Genomic DNA, 19,648 nt, shown 5'->3' with positions numbered 1-19,648 from the left:
TGCTGTTCATCGTTGCACCGCTTTGTCTTGATCGAGTGCCGGATGGGCAAGCGCCCACTCTTGCATTGTAGACCACAAAGTGTGCGAGGACTGCTGATTGCACAGCTCGGCGCACAGAGAAGCTGCGCGCTCCGCGCCGCAGCGGGCCCGGACAATACTCCGCATCGCGTCCTCCGTCGGCAGTTGCATCCGGACTTCGGTCGCTCGCGCCATAAGCTCGCGCATCGCTTTGCTGAACGGTCCACCGAAGAACTGTTCAACTGTCAGCGCAACCATGACCACACCGCCCGAGTGAAGCACAATGTTCATGGCCGTTACGATCTCTTCTTCAAGTGCTTCATGTCCCCATGCGCTGTAGAAGTCGTCAAAGAGCAGCAATGATCTATCGCGCATTTCAAAGCGGAGCGCATTCTCTTTTCCCGCCAACATGTAATCGGCAAACGCGCGCTTAAGCTGGTCACCGTGAACATGCAGGCCGCGCAGCAAGGGCTCGCGGGTTGCCGTATAGTGTCGAATTGCGCTTAGCAAATGCGACTTGCCGCAACCGCTCGGGCCGACGAGAACAAGCGCTTCACTCAAGCCGTCCCACTGGCCCGCTGCCACAATCTTGGCAAGCTCGCGCGCGCGCGTCACTCCCTCGTGGTCAACAAAAGAATCAAAGTCCGAGTTCCACGGGGAACCAATTTCCCAGCCGCTCGACACGCCGCCGCGTTTGGTCGTTTCCAATCGTCCTGCGTCCGTGTTTGCTCCGGAACCGTAAAAGATGTACAGCGCATGTTCAAGTGCCTCAAAATCAGCCAGCACCGGCATGATTTCGAAGTCGGTGACGGCGCGCAGCGCATCCAGTGCGGCCTTATCTCCGGGGTCCGACATCGCCACCACAATTGTGTTGCCTGATCGCCTGACCGGGACACACGCGAATTTCAACGCCACTTGCGCCGGGATGTGCCTCACCGCTTCGGAGTCGATCTGAACATCCTCGAGCTTAACCGAGCGTGTCTCCTGCATGCTCTCGACGATTGTCGCGAGATCATGCATAGAAATCAGGTTCAATTGGGCAATTGCCTCGGCCAGACTGACCGCAGATTCGCGTTGCACGACTTGCGCTCGCGAAAGCTGCTCGTCATTCAACAAACGGCTGCGAACAAGTCGTTTCTCGAGGCGAGCGTCAAGAGCTGCGGAGTTACTCATGGCCCCGGTCGGAATGATTCAGTCGCTCAAATTCGCGCCACATTTCTTCTCCGGCCAGCATTAATTCGGTCGTGGTCGTACTCTCGTCTCCACGAACAGTCAGCTCATTTTGGCTATTCCGGTGCGTCCACCGGCACCCGCGCGGATCGCGCTCGAGGATTAGACGTTCACCACTACCCCGGCTGCTTTCACGTTCGTGCTTGGCCCGGCTGAGCTCGAAAGCGCGCAGGCCGCTTATCCGGTTGCGCAACTCCATGAACTTCGTTTGCAGCCGCAAATGCAGCGGCACCGGCACGCGCAAAGCAGCTTCCCGCTGCGCGCCTGCCGAACTTCTCATCGCCTTGAGCAGCCGCCCCGTTTCGACTCGAATCGAGCGCTGCGGCGGCAGCGCGTCCATCAGCTCGGCACATGACAACGTGCCGCCTTTGAGGCCTTCAAGTGCTTTCCAACCGGTCTCGCCGTTGCGGTTCTCAACGTGCGTCAAGTTTCCGCGCACGAACCAAATGTCCGCTGTGGTCAGTTCGTTCTCGACGGAAATCTTGCCCGTGAACCGTCGCACGCGATAGCGTTCCAGCGTCTCCAACAAATTGCTCTCATTATGCGACTCCATGGGCCGCCTCCGCAAGTCTGGATCCGGACGACTTAATGCCGCGTATGGCCATTTCGAGGTCATTCGGATTATTCGCGTTTTCAAGGGCTGTCTCAATTGAGATCAGTCCGAGATTAAACAGATTCAAAATGGATTGGTCGAATGTCTGCATACCGTGAGTGCCCTGATCGTCCTCGATAAGTCCGTGAATCAGGTTCATCTTGTCAGTCTGCGTGAGACACTCACGGATGGCGGCGGTGCTGATCATGATCTCCACCAGCGGTACGCGGCCCCGCGCATCTTTGCGGCCGACGAGCCGCTGTGAAATCACGGCTTGCAAGGCGCCGGAGAGCATCGCGCGGATCTGCGCCTGTTCATTCAACGGGAAGAACGAGATAATGCGGTTGATAGCCTCAACCGCATTCAGGGTGTGCAGAGACGTCAGCACAAGGTGGCCGGTCTCCGCGGCTTGCAATGCGATCTTCATGGTATTTTGATCGCGAATCTCGCCGACCATGATAATGTCCGGGTCTTCGCGCAGCGCATGCGTCAGAGCCGCCAGAAACGACTCCGTGTCAATCAGCACCTCGCGCTGAGCGATCAGCGACTTTTTGTTCGAGAACACGAACTCGATCGGATCTTCAATCGTCAGGATATTGAGGCTGCGCGTTTGATTGATGTGCTCGATCATCGAGGCCATCGTCGTGGACTTTCCCGATCCGGTGGCGCCGGTAAGCAGAATGATGCCGCGGCGCTGCGAGCACAGGCGCTCGATGGCAGGCGGAAGCCCCAGCTCTTTAAACGTTGGAATGGACGTCTTGATGGCGCGGAAAGCCAGCGCCGGAGTGCCTTTTTGGAAATAGGCGTTTACGCGCACTCGGCCATGGCCGGGAACGGTCAACGCAAGGTCAAGCTCTTTGTCGCGCAGGAAGCGCTCCAACTGACCCGATGTCAGGGCTTCATTCAACAACACCGTCATCTCGCGCTCGCTCACCGGCTCCGGTCGCGTGCCGAACAGATTGCCATCAATCCGCAACACCGGCACGCTGCCGACCCGCAAGTGCAAGTCCGACGCCTTTTTGGCGAACAGCATCTCCAACAGCCCTTTGAGTTCCATGCCCTTGCCCTTCTTCTCCTATTTGTTAAGCGCGCACGCGAGCGGCTCGCGATGTGGCTTCACCGTAATTTTGGGATTCCGCGCTGACTTTTTCGTAACATGCGGCGGCGGCAGCGGCGTTGCCCAAAGTCTCATTGAGGACGCCCATCTGGAAATTGAGATCATCCTGAACGTCCGCTTCCGCTGCGGTGACGGCTGTCTCGTCCTCGAGCAGTCGCAACGCTCGATGAGGATCATTGGAGTTCTTGAAGCACTGAGCGAGCTCAATCGTCGCTTTGCTGCGAATACTGCGGTCTCGCCGGGCCGTCTGAAACTCCGTGATGGCAGCATCCCACAACTTCATTTCGGCGTAGACGACGCCCAGATCGAAATGGTCCTTGCCCTGGCCATCGGGGATATCTTCTTCGGGCGTGTCGGCTGCGGCAACATAAGAACTTGCAGCGTCTTGCGGCGCATAGGCGGGGACGGGAGAATCGTACGAGATCGCATCCTGCCGGATGAAATCAGCTCCTTGCCCTGACCAACCTGTGTCTATCGTCATCAAGCCATCAGTCTCGACGGCAAGCATTGGCGATTCGAAGTTATTCTCTTCAGCGACCAGGATTTCCTCGCTTTCGGGCTTGTACTCTTGGGCCTCAAACATCCGCTTCACCCACGCCTTAACCTCGCGCTCGAGCTCGATGTCTTCAAAGGCACATTCCTCGTAGATCTGCTGTACTTCTTCCAGCAGATGCGGGTGCGCAATGTCAATCGTCAACACACGGCGGAACCAGTTCTTCTTTTCCGCGCTCGTTGCCTGCTTGCAGAGCTTCACGTAACTGCGAAACGAACTGATTGCGTCGGCGTAATACTCCAGTCCAAGATAGGCGTCGGAGAGGACCAGGTGAACGGACGTTTCCTCCGGACAACGCTTGGCAATCTTGCGGCCGACGCCCAGCACGTTCTCATGCAGGCTTTCCTGAGCGAAGCCGTCCATGACGCGCAACCAGCTTGAAGCGGCGGCAGTCGAGTCGCCGGCGCGGAATTGTATATCACCCAGCAGATTCAACTTGCTGTAGTCTTGCTCGTCCGCTCGCGCCTGTTCTTCATAGAACGGCAGCGCGGCTTTCCACTTGCCGCTGCGCAGCAAGAGGCGCGATTTCGAATCAGGTTTCTTCCCGCTCTTTAAGGACAGGTTCATACTTATCTTCCTTTAGCTTATCTGCCGCCACGCGCCGCGTTGCACTGTGTGTACGCGCGGAGTTCCCGGAGGCCAATTGTCCGGATCAAGTAGGTCGGTATCAAATCCCCAGTTACGTTTTGGAGCCGTATAGTAGCCACCATACACCCATGGCGCAACGTTGTAGCGGCTATACCACAGGTCTATCATGCTCCCCCGGTAGTTCACCCATTGCGAGCTCCACTTTTCGAGGAAACGCAGCAGATTTTCCAGACCGCCGCTATAGGCTCCGCCGTCAACGCTCGAGACATGACCGGTCATTATGCAGGCATTCACCGTCATGGTACTGGGTACCCGGCTGTTCAGCGGTAACGCAGAGTTTGCGTCAAGCCAGGCCGGCGACAAGAAGGTGATCGCATCGCAAAGCAGCGACGAACCACGCTTGCTGACGGTGTTGTAGTTTCCCCAGATATAAAGCGGCAGATCGGTCGCGATCGTTAGCCCGTTCGGCGGGAGTTGTGCTGCATTCTTGATGCGTACGGCTTTGTCCGCACCGCGGTAATCGCTGATGTAGATGATGCCGTTTGCCGGATACACTCCGGCGGCCCGGATCGCACCTATGTCAACATCAACAACGTCCATTCTCCGACCTTCACGAGCGTCCGTGAACTTGTTGACCGTATAGACGAAGTAGCCCGGATTCGCCAGCACCGTTCCCGCACTGTCCGTCAGCACTCCGTCTACGTAACGCATACCGGCCTTGTACCAGTACTTTGCGGCAATCTCTTGAGCGCCGTCATTGAGCGTGTCCGCGCGCTCGACGATTTCGTGCTGGTCAGCGGCGGGCGGCAGCGGCAACCGGAGCGTTGACATGCCGTGCGCGCTGTCGCGTACTTGTCCGCCCCACACAGTCAATGCCTGATTCGCCCAATCCGCCTGGCGATTGTCCAACCAATATCCGCCCCGCCACACATCTTCGTAAGCGCCAAGGTTGTTCATGATGCGCACATAGCCCGGCGGGTCAACGTGCGCGCCATCCTTGCGGTGGTGCCAGTATTGACCGCCCGATGTAACATACGAATTGCAGATGATGCCGGTCTCAGCACCCATGAATAGGTCTGCATTTGTATGCACTCGACCCTCAAAAGTCATTTCAGGGCCCGGGTATATTTCAAGGTCCTTATCATAGAACACGCCGAATTGAAACAGCGGAATGAACTGATGTTGGATTTCGCGCGCAATGGTCGTCGAGGATCGGTTGGACTGCGCGCGCGCTGTGATGCCGTACCGATTAACAAAACCGATCAGGCCCTGATAGTCACCTGCCGTGATGACTTCTTGCGTCGTCACTCCAACACGTTCGACTTCGTAGAGGTCGTACACATAACCATCCATGTCCGGGAGCGGCAGTGAATCCAGCTCTGCGGTTTCCGGGTCCAGATTGACCATAAGGTAGTCGCGCAACTGATCAACACCCCATTCGACGGCGGCCTCCGCCGCATAGAACGTCCGGGTTTCATCCAGCGCAGTCGTTTCAACTTTTGTTGTACCAATCGAGTTCAGCGAGGAAGTCGTTGCCACAAACATCAGACCAGCCAGCATAACTACCGCGGCCAGCATAATCATGCCCTGCTGGCGCGTACTTTGCCCTGCCTTGCCGCCCTTCGAGCCGCCATGACTTCGTTTCATGTTCATCCTCGGGCGTTATGATTCAAGATTCAAATTGCGTCCGCGCACCAGGAAGCGGTACAGCTCCCGGTGAAAGTGATCGTACCAGTATCTGCCGTCCGGCAGCATCAGGTAATTGCTGCGCGTAACGTTGGCGGCCTCTTCCGAACGAATGACGACGCTCACCTCAACGGCTGTCACCCGCATGCGCTCGCCCGCGGTCAGAGTATATCCGCCTACCGGGATCGGCCCGGACGTCGGAAGCTCATTTCCGTCTCTGTCGTAGTAACGGAACAACACCGCGTCCACATTGTCTCCAATGATTCGAGCGGTGCGAATACTCCAGTCCGTCGAGTCACGTTGCCATTCCCACATGTCCTGCTGAATGCCGTTCTCATTCATCCAATAACCGACGGTTTCGGTGACCGAGTCGTCGTCAATGTCACAACTGAAGACAAGGTTGTAAGTGGACGCATGCTCGATTGGTTCAAGCACCCCGTTGCTCCAGTTTATGTCCGGAACATCGGTGTCAATGTCATTGCTGTCGCCGTCAATGTCTTCGGTCGCGAGAAGCCCCATTAAACGCACGTCGCGCACAACGCGCATGGTCAGCAAGCGCCCTTCCGAAGTAGCGACTGATCTGCTCTCTTCTTTGGCCGCGGTAGCCGCCGCGACGTAGTAGAGCGAGAAGAGTGAAACCAGAATTACGGCGCCCAGAGTCATGGAGAGTGTCATCTCCAATAACGATGCGCCGCGCTGTATGCGCCCGATTGCCCTGTGTTCGCCCATGCGTGTTATTGCAAGCATGTTCGCTTCCTTTTAGAGATTCGCCACCATCGTCGTGGCTTCGGCAACATGGTGATCGTCATTGAAGAAGATCTGAACGGTAACGCGTTTTACGCTGCCAAGGTCTGTCACCGTGATTCTGCGCCTGAAGTCCGGCTGATCCGAGAAACTTTCGTTGTAGTCGCCGGACAACGATTGGATCGCGCCGTAGTCGTTGTTGCGCAAGTTTTCCATCTCGAGTCGCAGCAGATTGTTCGCGGTCTCCATCTTTTCAACGTAGCGATTCGATTTGGCAATTCCCACGAACGACGCCATCACAACGACCAGACCGCCGGTCACGATGAGTGTCGTGACCAGTACCTCTAACAGGCTAATGCCGGCCTGCCATTTTCGTAGTGCTCGTTTCATATTCATCTTGTTCTCCTTGCCGGTTGCTGCTTAGCGCAAGGCTTGCGACAAGCCAATCGAGATTCCGAAGTTTCCGTCCTCGCCGCTGGCCGCTTCGCCTGTCAGCGAATAGCCGTCGGGAAGATGCCATTCGAGACCAACAAGCGGACTGATCGGCTGTTCTCCATCTGTATAAGTTTCGCTTCCGGACGCCGCGTCAAGGATGTTGCCGTTATAGGCCACCGTGAACTCGCGGTTTCCGGTCAGGAAAGTCTTGCTCACGCCGACATACGGCGTTACGTCCGAAATCCTGTAACCGAGCGTGACCGCTGGACGAAGTTCCTGCCACAAGTACTTGTTCGAAATCGTGCGGCCTGTGCGCGACACTTCGCCTTCGGCATTGAAGCCGATGTAATCACAGCTCGCGTTCAATTGTAGCTTTTCGTTGAACGGAATGCCCGCCTTCAGGCCCGCGCCCCACGCGAACGACGGATCACTCGCGAAGGGCGAGAAGCCGTTGTTGAACTCGTCGAAGTTCAAGTCCGCGGCACCGAGTTTCACGTGCGCGTCAACGAATTCCGCCAAGCCATAGCTGCCGGTAAGGAATAGCCGTTGTGTCTGGCTGCCGCCGCGCCCGCTCAAGTCGGCGGACATCGGCACACTGTAGTCAACTCGCTCGACTTCAACCGTCATGCTTGTGACCTTATTGCCCACGCAAAACAGCGGACCTCCGACCATTGCGGTTGCTGCGGAAGTGAGCAGCAGCATTGCGCAGGTAATGGAAATGTATCTGATCTTCATGTATGCCTCGCTTATTGAATGGTCTCATCATCGCGGGACGGCGGTGGCGCCGCACCGCTGAATGCCGCGCGCAACGTGAACGTCTCAGTGAACGCATAGGCCGCGCCGTACTCTGCGGAAACGTTGATCAGCACCGGGGTGGCGGCGTCGTCATCGTTCGTCGTCATGTTGTTGAAGAAGCTGACCGTGTAGGTGGTGTCGCCCGGACAGCCGATTTCGATTTCACTCGGGTAGACGTTGCCTGCGCTCGCGCTGAAGGTCACGGTCGTACCCGACACCATCGGCCAGTAGTTGCTGTCATACAGTGCGAAGCGAATCAACGCATTTTCGCCGATGAACAGTGTGCGCTCGTCCGGGTCGCCGTTGACAGTCACTTCTCGGAGGTTCAGGATCGGCTGGCTGTAATCGAACACGACGTTTGTCGTGGCCCACACCCAGACGCTGTCGCCCGTGGCGTCAACACCGGCCGTCTTTACCATGACCTTGGCCATGCCATTCTGATCCGGCACGTCGGTACAAAGCACCGTTGTGCCCAGATTCGGATCGGTCAAGGTGTTCAGCCAACGGCTCACGGTCGGCAGCGGATTGCCGCTGTACAGCGTGACGCGCGCAAAGCCGGCCGAGTCGGTATAACCTGTGGCTGTGGTCACTACGCCGCCGGATGTCGTGAAGTACACGGCGGTACCCGGCGTCACGGGGTTGTTATAACGATCGCCCACGAGGCAAACCAACTGGACGCTCTCGCCCACGATATCCATGCCGAACATATTGCACGGACTCGCGCCGATTGCCATGTGACTCGACAGACAGCCGTCGCCAATGTTCTCGATATACGGCGGTCCAGCGTGAATCAAAATTTCCGTGGATACGGCGCTCACGCCGGCGCAGACCGCTCGCACGCGGGCCGTACCGCTCACGGTGCCCGAATTGTAGGCGACCGTCGCTTGACCGTTAATCGTCGGAATCGCGTTCCCGCTCGACAGGAAGTCACCGCCGCCGGGGGAGTTGTTGATGTTAAACGTCACGGGCGTTCCATCCACGACTGGATTGTTGTTCGCATCGTTGACGGTCGCCGTAATCAACAGCGTTTCGTTGCGTCCGCTTCCGCGCACGCCAACCGAATTCGGCAGGAATGTCAACTGGATGCTGTTCGGCAGGCCGGGCAACAGGAAGATGTTGTAACTCGCCACCGCCGACCCGGCGCGGGCCGTCACAATGGATGTGCCCGTTTGCGACGAACTAAACGGTACGGTCGCGTTGCCCTGTGCGTTCGTAACGCGGCTGGCCGTGATGTTGCCTATGGTGGCGTTGAACTGCACTTCCACATTGGGCAGCGGGTGCCCCACGGCATCCGTCACCCGTGCGGTGATGCTGTCAGTTGCGATGCCGTTCGCCAGCAAGCTATCGGTCATCGCCGACATGATCACTACAGACGGATCGCCGACGCGGTAGATGATTTGAACGCTGTCGCGCACGACCGGGTTATCCTCGGCCCACGCTGCGACATAGAACGTGTCAGGACTCGAGCTGGACGTCAACGAATTGCTCGCCACGCCGCCGACTGTAGTCCGCAGATTCTCGAGCGATCCTGATTGCGGCGGAATGCTGAATCGTACCTGCGTGCCATCGGGCACCGGGTTGCCGTTCTGGTCCGTCACATTCGCGGTCAGCGTTGAAGCCGAGTTGTTGTCAGCAAACAGAATCGTCGGCGATGCCGTCAACGAAAGCGTGGTAGGCGTCGAAGCGGCAAACAGGACACTGGTCTGCGCAGTAAGCGTCTGACCATACGTTGCCGTTACCGTGGCGGTGCCAGTCGTCGTTGAAGCCTCAAGGTTTACCGACGCGACGCCGCTCGCATCCGTTTCAGCCGATTGCGGTATCGTACCGGGATTTGTCCCGAAATAGACCGTCGCTTCAGGAATCGCGATCTGCGAAACGGTCTCGTAAACATGCACGCGAATCTCTGAGGTCGAGTTGCCGTCCGCAATGACCATGTCCGGAATCGCCGTCGTCGTCACTGTGACGCCGCGCAGCGTAATCGCGGTTGTGCCTTGCGCCGTACCGGCAGCCGCAGTCAAGGTAGTACTCAGATTGGTCGAACGGCCCGCCGGAGCGAAATTCAGCATCGCCACGCCGTCGGGTCCGGTCACGGTCGTCACCGGCGTGAAAGTGATTCCACTTGCCGTCCAGGTGATGGTCGCATCGGCCAATGGTACACCCATGGCGTCGCTGACCGTGGCCGTAACCGGTACACTGCTTAATCCGTCGGCACGCACCGTATTGGTCTGCGGGACAACCGCCACGTTCTGCGCCGTTGGCGCATACATGTTGACCATCACCGAATCACCAAGTTGCGGACCCATCGTGCACACGACCAGCGCATTGCCGCTCGTGCTTCCGGCTACAAGATTCACGGTGGCCATACCCGACGAGTTCGTAACAGCCGTGTTCGGTATGGAACCGAGGCTCGTGCCAAACGTCACGTCTCGTCCCGACACCGCAACGAGACTGGTTGTCTCACGAACTTGAGCCGTAATCGTGTTGCTTGAAATGCCGTTTGCCGGCATCGCATTGAATTGTGCAGATGAGACGACCGTCACGCCACGCAACGCAAGCGACACGGAATCAGACGCGGACTGCGAATGCGCCCGCACAATGGTCGTCGCATCCGTGGCGCGGCCTGCGCTGTTGTAAACATTCGTCGCATAGCCGTCGGAGTTCGTGTAGCTCATGCCATCCGTCAGGCTGCCCGGACCGCTCACGCTCCAGACAATCTGCGTGTTCGCAATCGGACTGCCCGATTGATCCAACAGTCGGCAGCTCAGATTCGCCGAGCTCTGACCGTCGGCCAACAACGACATCTGATCGGACTCAAGGTCCAATCCGGATGGCGAGGGCGAGAACATAGAGATCGTCACCGTATCACGCAACTGGTTGCCGTAGCGCACGATGATACTCGCGTCGCCCACTTCAACTCCCGAAGTATACGTGAAGGTTGCAACACCGGCTTCACTGGTGATGCCGCTCGCGGCAATCGAACCCATGTTCGCGCCGCACAGGATTGTTGCACCCGATATCGCGATCGTGCTGCTCGTCTCGCGGAGGTTGACCGTTATCGTCGCGGTCGCCGCGCCATTCGCGGGCAACAGCGTCGCGTCACTGTACGCATGCAAAGTCACGCCGCGCAATGTCAAGGTATCCTGAATTGCGCTTCGTTCGATGGCGACGTCAATCGGAGCGACAAGATCGTTCTCCGACGCCACGGCGATGAATTCAGAGCGCGCAAAGCCAGCAGCGTCAGTAAAGGTCGTCACCGGTTCGAACGAACCGTTGGCAACGGACGTGAACACGACTTCGACATTTTCCACCGGATAGCCGCCCTCATCGGTCACGAATGCGCTGACCTCCGTGGACGATTCACCGTTGGCTAATAGTTCCGAATCGCCCATCGTCACGACAATCTGTTCGGCGTCGGTGTTCGTCAGCGTGATCATGGACTGTGCACGAAGCGTGTCGCCAAACGATGCGCTGATATGAACCTCACCTGCGTCATTGCCCGCCTGATAGACAGCCGTCGCCACGCCGCTTTCGTTCGTCTCCGCGAACTGCTCGATCGAGCCGTTCGTCGTCGCGAAGCGGACCGGTGCGCTCGGCACAGCCAAACCGCTCGATGTTTCACGTATCGTTGCATGAACGTCAGTAGTCGCCTGGCCGTTGGCGGGCAGATTGTCCGCTTCCACGTTGACGAGCACGGTAACGCCGCGCATCGTGATGGCGTAGGATCCTTCTTCGCCTTCCGCAGCGGCATCCACAACTTGGGACGCGTCAACGTTTGACGCACCGCTGAAGAACTCTGCGCTAACCGTGCCGTTCGCGTCGGTGACGCCGGTAATCACTTGCAGTGTGCCGATGCCATTGCCGGCGGACCAGGCCACAGTGCGTCCGCTGACGGGGAGACCGAGCTGGTCACGCACCGTCGCTACGACGACCGTTGACGAGTATCCATCCGCTAGAATGGACGATGATGTGCTGGTAAGCACCAGTCCGGCGACTTCCGGTGCCGTGAAATCTACTTCGGCATAGCCGCTCGCCGCGCCTGCATTGGCCACGATCGCGCAGTTACCCACCTGGCGCGCGCTCGTCAAATTCGTGGTGAACGTGCCGCTCGCATTGGTGAAGCCGGACGTCGGCAACAGCGTACCGATCGTGCTCGTCACGGCAATCGCGACACCGCCGCCCAGCGGATTACCAAAAGCGTCATAGACGCGACAGACAACCGGCGTGCTCGATGCACCGTCCGCGGGCAAATCTGCATCCGCAGGGGTCACTTCCACGCTCGCCGCCGTTCCTGCACTATATGTAACGGTCTCTTCGTCCGTCAGCCCGTTGACCACGGCCGAGATCAAGTCGTTGGCCGCCGTCGTAGAACTCGTCAGCGTCGCCACGGCATAGCCGTCTTGCGTCACAGCGTTGAAAACACTCATGGCCGGATCGCCGCGACGTTCCGGGCCACGCATGGCCTTGTTGTGGCCGTGCAGCCGCGCAGTTTGCGTGCGCGCCAAGGCGCTGTTACCGGAATTCTTCCAAGTCGGGCTCTGCTTTCCACCATCATGAATGGCGCCTGTGCCATCGAGCTGACCGAGCTCCGACGTAAAAGTAACAATCGTTCCGTTGGACACGGGGCGATTATCGCCGTCAAGGACTTGCGCACGCAGTATCGCAGTGCTTTGGCCGTCGGCCACAAGTTGGCGGGGTGTAACCGTCATATTCAGAGCTTCGGCCTCGGTCATCTGCAGGTAGATTGCTGCACTACCGCCGATACTGCCGTTAAGCGCCGTGACTGTGGCATTGCCTGAATTCAAGCCCGCGCGGAACGTCGCGTTGGCGTATCCGGAAGCGTCGGTGGATGCCGATTCGGTAATCGAACCATTGACGCTGCTGAACGCTACAATGGTTCCGGGCAGCGCGGGATTCCCGTAGGTGTCACGAGCGAGTGCACGGACCATGGTTTCGCTGGCATTGTCAGCGTCGAGGGTGTCGGCGCCCGTTGTCAGTGTCAACGACGCTAACGCACCGGGATTAACGGTAACGTCCGCTTCGCCCGTAACGGTACCGGTTGAAGCTACAATGGTCACCGGACCGGCCGTGACTGGAGCGCGATAGGTCGTCGTCGCCACACCATTCACCGTTGTCACAGCCTGTGCGGTGAACGATCCGGCGTTGGCGGCAAACGTCACCATGACATTTGTACGCAGTGTTTGGCCGTCTTCGCCAATGACCCGCGCGCTAATGACCGACGAATCCATGCCCGCCGTCAGCGATGACAGGGACGTGTTCACGTGAATCGCCGAAGCCTCGAAAGGTTCGAGGAATTCCACGTAGACCGTGTCTGAATTTCCATTGTACGTTGCAACCACCATGGCGCGCCCGATCGCTTCTGTTGACGTTAGCGTGGCGGTGGCCGCGCCGGTCTGCGCGTCGGTGACGCTCGGTGAAGTAATCACGCCGCGCGACGTCGAGAAGGTAACTTCCGCGCCGCCGATGGGGTTATTCAGCGCATTGCGCACTCGAGCCCGGACCTGCGTGGTGGAAGCACCGTTGTCCGCGAACAGCGTGTCTTCGTCAGCGCTTACGCTTAACAGGCCGTCTTGCGATCCCGCACCGACTTGAACTGGCAGCGAGCGCGATTGCGCCGTCTGCATGCTGACCAACTCGATGTGCAAGGACACGTTGCCCGTATCAGCGGGAGCCGTATATAATGTGCGGGCCACGCCGTAGTTGTCGGCGGGAATGGTCACGTCAGGTCCATCTTCGCCGAACGTTCCGCGCGTCGCCGTGAAGCGAACATCTTCACCGGCCGCGGGCTCCTGCTGTTCGTTAACGACACGCGCTTCGATCCACGCCGTGCCCAATGGGCTAATAACCGGCGGATCAATGATGATGGTGTCTATGAAAGCGAGATTGTCCCGTGCAGAGGACACCGGACTCAAATCTCCCTTCTGTTCGCAACCGTACCACAGGGCAACGCTGAGCAACGTGCCCATGGGCAACCAGAAACTGAATGGCAAACGGCGCTGCATCACATGCACTCCTTGCACTTTATCCACAATTGTAACTTTTGAGCTTGTAGAGTAGCGAGCGGTGAGAAATCTCCAGAATCTTCGCGGCCCGGGTTCGATTGTTTCCTGTCAGCTCGAGCGCGCGTTTAATGAGCGCACTCTCCACTTCCGGAATGACTCGTGCCAGCGCCTGTTTGATGCTCACCGTCTCCGACGGCAATGAGATCTGCATCTGGTCCTGCGGGTCGCTACCGCAAGCAGATGCACTCACATCATTCGACGTATCTCCGAGGGTTGCTAATGCGTTCAAAAGCGTCTACCCTATTCATTGACTGAACTGAAAATTTGCTCGGCTCGACGGTCGGGGAAAATCCGATTCGAGCCCAAGCTTACGAGTGCAATGCATGTGCCATGCAACTCTTGCCGGGTATAGCTCTATTTTTCAAATGCTTCGCGGCCGACCTTTCCGGCTTCGCCGTCGTTCTCGCAACGGCTTTCGTAGTTTTTGCCGAGTTTCGTGTCAATGCCGAGCAATTTCTTGCATGTTGCAAAAGAGAAACCCGCGGTCTCACGACCGCGGGTCTCTCTTCAAGGCTGTCAGGGATTACTGAATGCCTTCCGGTGTCGCCGTCAACACGGTCCCCTGGTTGTCGTTGCACTCAACGTCAATGCTGTACGACGTCGGGTTCGCGGCACCGTCATAGGTGTACGTGAAGGCCGCGAAGTTGTCGCCCGTCGGCAGTGACATATACGGGTTGCCTTGCGGGTCAACCAGCACGGTCGCGGCGGTGACCAACGTTAACGCGGCAGGATAGTCGGCATTGTCAATTTCGAACATACCGAGAGCCTGACGGAACAGGTCAAGGTCGGCACGCGCGGCGCCAATGCGAGCGCGATCCTGCGCGCCCATGAATCGCGGCACGGCCACGGCGGCCAGAATGCCGATGATCACGATCACGACCAACAATTCGATGAGCGTGAATCCCTTTTGGTTCTTCTTGTTACGGATGGCCTTAAGCATGGTGGTCTCCTAGCTTCTCTTGTGTATGGGCACTTGGTGATACTTCCACGTTCAGCTTACCATTGAGCAACACATGTGCCAGACTTGGCGCCGATACGCGGATCAGATTTATCATTTACTTACACTGATACGGACACATTGCACAATGCGAAGTGTTGATTTAAGCCAGCGATACGCGAATGGTCGCGTTCAAATGCCGCAACATCATACACCTGCCGGAGGCTTAATTCCGTAACGTTGCAATTTGCGGTAGATGGTTGATGGATCAATTCCCAAAATCTCCGAAGCACGTTTTTTCTGCCAACCGGACTCTTCGAGCACCTGCAGCAAGTAGGTCCGCTCCATATCATCAAGTGTACGACTTGCAGAGCTTGCATACGGCTGCGACGGTGCGGCAGCGACTCCGCCGCCCAAACGCTCCGGCAGGCTCGCTGGCTCAATGACTTCATGGTCACTCAAAATCACCAAGCGCTCAATCGTATTCTCCAGCTCACGCACGTTGCCGGGCCACTTATACTGCATCAGTCGCTGCATCGTCTCGGGAGCGAAGCGGCGCGTGCTCACACCCGCCTTCTTGCACGCACGTTCCAGGAAGAACGCTGCCAGCTCGTGAATGTCGCCCGTGCGCTCGCGCAGCGGCTTAATATGAATGGGAATCACCGACAACCTATAATATAGGTCCGGCCGAAACTCACCCGTTTGCTGTTTGCGCTCGAGATCGGCATTTGTAGCAGCAATGACCCGCACATCAATCTTCACCGGTTTCGTCGCGCCAATCGGCAGCACTTCACGCTCTTGCAAGGCTCGCAACAGCTTCACTTGCAGCGCGGCCGACATATCACCGATTTCATCCAGAAACAGCGTTCCGCCGCTCGCGACTTTAAAAAGGCCGTCCTTGTCGCGCACCGCTCCGGTGAAACTGCCGCGCCGATGGCCGAATAGCTCACTCTCCAGCAAGGTATCCGGCAGCGCCGCGCAGTTCACAGTCACGAATTCACCGCGTGCCCGTTCCGAAAAGAAATGCAGGACCTGTGCAATGAGTTCCTTGCCGGTTCCCGATTCTCCCGTAATGAGAATGGTCGAATCCGAAGGCGCCACTCGGCGCACAAGCTCAAGCATCGAACGCGTCTCCATGGAACTGCCCACGATGCGAGGCTCTCCGCTCTCCTCACTTAGCTTTGCCTTGAGCCGCCGATTCTCACGTTTGAGGTCAAGGCTCTCAACCGCCTTCCGCAGCACGACCTGAATCTCCTGAACGTGCAGCGGCTTTGTGATGTAGTCCATGGCGCCGAGCCGCAGGGCCTCCACCGCCGTCTCGAGTGAGGCGAAGGCCGTCATGACGATAACCCCGAGCTGCGGATCACGCTCCCGCACCCGGCGCAACAGCTCAAGCCCGTCAACTTCCGGCATGCGCAAGTCGGTGATCACGAGCTGGAAGGCCTCTTCCTCCAGCGCACTCAGAGCCTCGGCCGCCGATTGCGCTTTACGCACCCGAAATCCTTCCTCTCGCACGACCTCTTCAAGGAATGACGCCAGACCGGGCTCGTCATCCACCAGCAGGATTTTCTCTCGTAGCATGTATGTATTCTCCGCGTCCTGCAGTTCTGGGTTTACTTAATCGCGCCGATCATGTCAAACATCGGCAAGTACATGGACACAAGCATACCGCCGATGACCGCGCCCATCAGCACGATGACAACGGGTTCGATCAAGGACGTCATCGCGGCGACCGCGGCGTCAACTTCTTCGTCATAAAAATCCGCGATCTTCTCAAGCATTTCCGCGAGTCGTCCGGTCTGCTCACCAACAGCGATGAGCTGGCACACCATCGCCGGGAAGACAGCGGTCTCCATGAGCGGCTGTGTGATGTTGCGACCTTCGCTAACTTCCTTGCGCACTCGATCCACCGCCTTTTGAATCACCGTGTTACCCGCCGTCTTGGCCGTGATCTCAAGCCCATGTAGAATCGGAACGCCCGACGAGATCAGCACGCCGAGCGTGCGCGTGAATCGAGCGACGGCCGTTTTGCGGATCACACCGCCGATCACCGGCGTTTTCAATAGAAACTTATCTACCGTCGCTTTGCCGTTGGCAGTTTTGTGCCACTTGCGAAAGACAAAGAACGCGATAATCAAAACACCCATGCCGGGTAGAAATGTCTTCTGCACGAGGTCTGACAATGCCAGCACGAATTGAGTCGGCTTCGGCAATTCCGCGCCAAGATCTTTGAACATTCCTGCAAACACCGGGATGACCTTGATCAGCAGGAATATCGTCGCGCTTAGGGCAACGCATGCGATCACGGCAGGATAGATCATCGCGCCTTTGACTTTGCGTTTTAGCGCATCCGCCTTTTCGAGATAAATTGCCAGACGATTGAAAACCATGGCCAACGCGCCGCCCGTTTCACCTGCGGCAACCATGTGCACAAACAAGTTGTCGAACACCGCTTTGTGCTTGCTCATCGCCTCTGAGAGCGATTCGCCGCCTGCGACCTGATTATGCACTTCAGCGATTGTGCGTCTGAATCTCTTGTTTTGCATCTGGTCCACAAGGATTTGCAAGCACTGATCGATCGGCAAGCCGGCATTGATCATCGTGCCGAACAAACGTGCGAAGATCTTGAGGTCCTTCGTCCCGACGCCGCCGCCCATTCCACCGACTTTGAGATCTTTCGGCTTGCTGCGCAGGTCTTGAACGACGACGCGCCGCTGCCGCAGTTTCGACATAGCCTCCTGCTTGTCAGACGCCTCAATTTCACCCGACACGGGTCGGGCGCCTGCGCCACGGCCATTATATACAAAGACTGGCATGGTCTAAGTCTCCCTGTTTACTTCGGCTGAATGCGTGATCCGCCAGCTTGCACGGGCTGCGGAGTCAATCCCAGCATGCGCTGCAACTCTTCCGGCACATTCGCCACCATCAGTGCGCGCTCTGGGCTGATTTGCTTGGTCATAACCAGATCGAATAACGACATGTTCAGGGTTTGCATTCCGTATTTCTGCGACACTTGCAGCAAACCGTACATTTCGTGCACCTTATTCTCGCGAATCAACGCGCGAATTGCCGGTGTTAAGATCATCACCTCCGCAGCCAACACAACGCCAGGCCCGGATTTCTTGGGTATTAGTTTTTGCGTCATGACAGCCTCCAGTGACATGGAGAGCTGTGCGCGCACCTGCCCTTGCTGGTGTGGTGGAAACACGTCAATAATACGGTTGACGGATTCGGTCGCCGAATTGGTGTGCAATGTCGCAAACACCAAGTGCCCGGTCTCCGCTGCGGTAAGCGCCGCCTGAATCGTTTCCTGGTCGCGCATTTCACCGACGAGGATAACGTCCGGGTCTTGGCGCAGCACAAACTTCAATGCGGTTGCGAAGCTCTTCGTATCTGCGCCGACTTCGCGCTGATTGACCAACGCTCGCTTATGAGAATGCACATACTCAACTGGATCTTCAATAGTAATGATGTGCACGGGGCGTTCGGTGTTAATGCGGTCAATCACGGCGGCCAGGCTCGTGGACTTTCCCGATCCTGTCGGACCGGTGACAAGCACTAATCCCTTGGGTTTATTCGGAAACGCTTGGCAAATGCGCGGCAGTCTAAGCTGCTCCATTTGCGGAATCGTGAACGGAATCGCGCGGATTACCGTCGTCAACGAGCCGCGCTGGAAGAAGATGTTGCCGCGAAAACGAGACAACCCTTCAATTCCGAAAGCAAAGTCCACTTCGTAGTCCAACTCGAGCTTTTTCTGCTGCTTGTCGGTCAGTACGCTGTACGCCAATACGCGGCAGTCATCCGGTGAAAGTGCATCGTACTTCAGCGGTACGAGCTGCTGGTCAACTCGCACGCGCGGCGGACTATTCACGGCGATGTGCAAGTCGCTTCCCCGCGCCGCGATGAGCTCTTCCAGAAGTTTACGTATGTCAAGTTTAGCGGACATTCTATCTCCTCATTAGGCCGCGATAATCGGCATTGACTCTTCGTGTTTTACAAGCCCTAAGCCGCGGTCGCTGATTAGCCGGCGTATGGCGTCCACCTTGTTCGCGTAGTCATTCAACGGGCAGCGTGTCGTGAATGACAAGTTCTTCATGGTGCTTGGATCAAATCCTTCGAGCGTGATTACAGCACGCCCATTCGATTGCGTCCAGGCTTCGGCGTCATCGGCGGTGTCTTCACGCAGCAGGAAGTATTTCAACGTGGAAATGCCTTTACTGACCACAGCATCCAGGTAGGCGATTAGACGGTCGTCATCCGCGCCGGTCGTGGTATTGTTGGTCGCCGCCGGGTTTGCGCGATAGATTGTAATGCCGTCAACTTCCATGGGTAAGCGCAGCGCCTCGTTGCGCGGCTCCCATTGCTGCGCACAGTGTTCGTCCATCAGCATGCTTCCCGCCGGCGCCTTCCACGCGCAATGCCCGGCGCGCTTAACGAGCACTGACTGTCGCACCGAGCGCATCGAACCCGCAGCCAGTACATCACTTCCGGTCGCCATTCCCAACTTCAGAGCAATGCTGGATGTTTCTGCTTTGAGTCTGCCATTCAAATCGGCGAGCGTCGTGAGCAACCGCGCGGCGGTGGCAGCCGCGCTCTTTACGTCACGAAACAGCATGAGCGACGATTCCGGCGAGAACGCCAAGACTACGCCATTGCCGGCCACGGCGCATTCATGCACGTAGCGGCGCATCTCCTTTGCGATGATCGTCAGCTTATCACGCTTCAGTGTCGTCAGCAGTCGTTGTTCGCTCTGGACGGCCATCACGACATGCTGGCGCCGGTACTTTTCTTTGCGCCGCTCCAGCTCACTCTCAAGGAACAACAGATCATCCAGCGTAAGGCGCTCTAAGTAGAGGCCGATCCTTGTGCTCAT

Annotated in this window: 15 protein-coding genes; all 15 read right to left on the bottom strand. The window is 57.6% G+C overall.

The annotated features are described in order from the left end of the window. Nucleotides 1–6 precede the first annotated feature (6 nt). A complete protein-coding gene (locus tag IPH10_02305; protein ID MBK6909758.1) occupies nt 7–1,191 on the bottom strand; it encodes a hypothetical protein in 1,185 nt (394 codons plus the stop codon). After that, nucleotides 1,184–1,801, bottom strand: a complete 618-nt coding sequence (locus IPH10_02300) for a hypothetical protein (GenBank protein MBK6909757.1) — start codon at nt 1,799–1,801, stop codon at nt 1,184–1,186. The genes IPH10_02305 and IPH10_02300 overlap by 8 nt, the downstream gene beginning before the upstream one ends. Beyond that, the gene (locus IPH10_02295; GenBank protein ID MBK6909756.1) at nt 1,788–2,897 is read right to left on the bottom strand and encodes a PilT/PilU family type 4a pilus ATPase; all 1,110 of its coding nucleotides are present in this window, start codon (nt 2,895–2,897) and stop codon (nt 1,788–1,790) included. The genes IPH10_02300 and IPH10_02295 overlap by 14 nt, the downstream gene beginning before the upstream one ends. A 25-nt stretch (nt 2,898–2,922) precedes the next feature. Further along, the gene (locus IPH10_02290; protein MBK6909755.1) at nt 2,923–4,077 is read right to left on the bottom strand and encodes a hypothetical protein; all 1,155 of its coding nucleotides are present in this window, start codon (nt 4,075–4,077) and stop codon (nt 2,923–2,925) included. A gap of 12 nt (nt 4,078–4,089) precedes the next feature. Further along, entirely contained in the window at nt 4,090–5,745 is a 1,656-nt protein-coding gene (locus IPH10_02285) for a hypothetical protein (protein MBK6909754.1), read from the bottom strand. 15 nt (nt 5,746–5,760) lie between these two features. Then, nucleotides 5,761–6,531 carry a hypothetical protein gene (locus tag IPH10_02280; protein ID MBK6909753.1) on the bottom strand — a complete coding sequence of 257 codons (771 nt, stop codon included), beginning with the start codon at nt 6,529–6,531 and terminating at the stop codon, nt 5,761–5,763. A 12-nt stretch (nt 6,532–6,543) separates the two neighbouring features. Then, on the bottom strand, nt 6,544–6,918 hold the full coding sequence (locus IPH10_02275) for a hypothetical protein (protein ID MBK6909752.1): 375 nt from the start codon (nt 6,916–6,918) through the stop codon (nt 6,544–6,546). 30 nt (nt 6,919–6,948) lie between these two features. After that, nucleotides 6,949–7,698: a hypothetical protein gene (locus tag IPH10_02270; GenBank protein MBK6909751.1), complete on the bottom strand. Its 750-nt coding sequence runs from the start codon at nt 7,696–7,698 to the stop codon at nt 6,949–6,951. 11 nt (nt 7,699–7,709) lie between these two features. Then, the gene (locus IPH10_02265) at nt 7,710–13,778 is read right to left on the bottom strand and encodes an Ig-like domain-containing protein (protein MBK6909750.1); all 6,069 of its coding nucleotides are present in this window, start codon (nt 13,776–13,778) and stop codon (nt 7,710–7,712) included. A 19-nt stretch (nt 13,779–13,797) separates the two neighbouring features. Continuing rightward, nucleotides 13,798–13,989, bottom strand: a complete 192-nt coding sequence (locus tag IPH10_02260; protein ID MBK6909749.1) for a hypothetical protein — start codon at nt 13,987–13,989, stop codon at nt 13,798–13,800. A 372-nt stretch (nt 13,990–14,361) separates the two neighbouring features. After that, complete coding sequence (locus IPH10_02255; protein MBK6909748.1) at nt 14,362–14,778, bottom strand: prepilin-type N-terminal cleavage/methylation domain-containing protein; 417 nt, start codon at nt 14,776–14,778, stop codon at nt 14,362–14,364. 204 nt (nt 14,779–14,982) lie between these two features. Then, nucleotides 14,983–16,356, bottom strand: coding sequence for a sigma-54-dependent Fis family transcriptional regulator (locus IPH10_02250; GenBank protein MBK6909747.1), 1,374 nt, complete (start codon nt 16,354–16,356; stop codon nt 14,983–14,985). Between the two features lie 32 nt (nt 16,357–16,388). After that, complete coding sequence (locus IPH10_02245) at nt 16,389–17,591, bottom strand: type II secretion system F family protein (protein ID MBK6909746.1); 1,203 nt, start codon at nt 17,589–17,591, stop codon at nt 16,389–16,391. 17 nt (nt 17,592–17,608) lie between these two features. Beyond that, nucleotides 17,609–18,721 (bottom strand): type IV pilus twitching motility protein PilT, encoded by a 1,113-nt coding sequence (locus IPH10_02240; GenBank protein MBK6909745.1) that lies wholly within the window; start codon nt 18,719–18,721, stop codon nt 17,609–17,611. Nucleotides 18,722–18,733: 12 nt separating this feature from the next. Then, entirely contained in the window at nt 18,734–19,648 is a 915-nt protein-coding gene (locus IPH10_02235) for a hypothetical protein (protein ID MBK6909744.1), read from the bottom strand.

It is taken from the genome of bacterium (genome assembly GCA_016702305.1).
GTDB lineage: Bacteria > Electryoneota > RPQS01 > RPQS01 > RPQS01 > JABWCQ01.
The sequence above is the reverse complement of the archived record's forward strand: the minus strand, read 5'-3'. Positions and strand labels throughout refer to the sequence as shown.

Coding starts and splice junctions, on each gene's coding strand:
- IPH10_02305 (MBK6909758.1), bottom strand. CDS start 1,191: ATGAGTAACTCCGCAGCTCTTGACGCTCGCCTCGAGAAACGACTTGTT.
- IPH10_02300 (MBK6909757.1), bottom strand. CDS start 1,801: ATGGAGTCGCATAATGAGAGCAATTTGTTGGAGACGCTGGAACGCTAT.
- IPH10_02295 (MBK6909756.1), bottom strand. CDS start 2,897: ATGGAACTCAAAGGGCTGTTGGAGATGCTGTTCGCCAAAAAGGCGTCG.
- IPH10_02290 (MBK6909755.1), bottom strand. CDS start 4,077: ATGAACCTGTCCTTAAAGAGCGGGAAGAAACCTGATTCGAAATCGCGC.
- IPH10_02285 (MBK6909754.1), bottom strand. CDS start 5,745: ATGAAACGAAGTCATGGCGGCTCGAAGGGCGGCAAGGCAGGGCAAAGT.
- IPH10_02280 (MBK6909753.1), bottom strand. CDS start 6,531: ATGCTTGCAATAACACGCATGGGCGAACACAGGGCAATCGGGCGCATA.
- IPH10_02275 (MBK6909752.1), bottom strand. CDS start 6,918: ATGAAACGAGCACTACGAAAATGGCAGGCCGGCATTAGCCTGTTAGAG.
- IPH10_02270 (MBK6909751.1), bottom strand. CDS start 7,698: ATGAAGATCAGATACATTTCCATTACCTGCGCAATGCTGCTGCTCACT.
- IPH10_02265 (MBK6909750.1), bottom strand. CDS start 13,778: ATGCAGCGCCGTTTGCCATTCAGTTTCTGGTTGCCCATGGGCACGTTG.
- IPH10_02260 (MBK6909749.1), bottom strand. CDS start 13,989: ATGCAGATCTCATTGCCGTCGGAGACGGTGAGCATCAAACAGGCGCTG.
- IPH10_02255 (MBK6909748.1), bottom strand. CDS start 14,778: ATGCTTAAGGCCATCCGTAACAAGAAGAACCAAAAGGGATTCACGCTC.
- IPH10_02250 (MBK6909747.1), bottom strand. CDS start 16,356: ATGCTACGAGAGAAAATCCTGCTGGTGGATGACGAGCCCGGTCTGGCG.
- IPH10_02245 (MBK6909746.1), bottom strand. CDS start 17,591: ATGCCAGTCTTTGTATATAATGGCCGTGGCGCAGGCGCCCGACCCGTG.
- IPH10_02240 (MBK6909745.1), bottom strand. CDS start 18,721: ATGTCCGCTAAACTTGACATACGTAAACTTCTGGAAGAGCTCATCGCG.
- IPH10_02235 (MBK6909744.1), bottom strand. CDS start 19,648: ATGAGCACAAGGATCGGCCTCTACTTAGAGCGCCTTACGCTGGATGAT.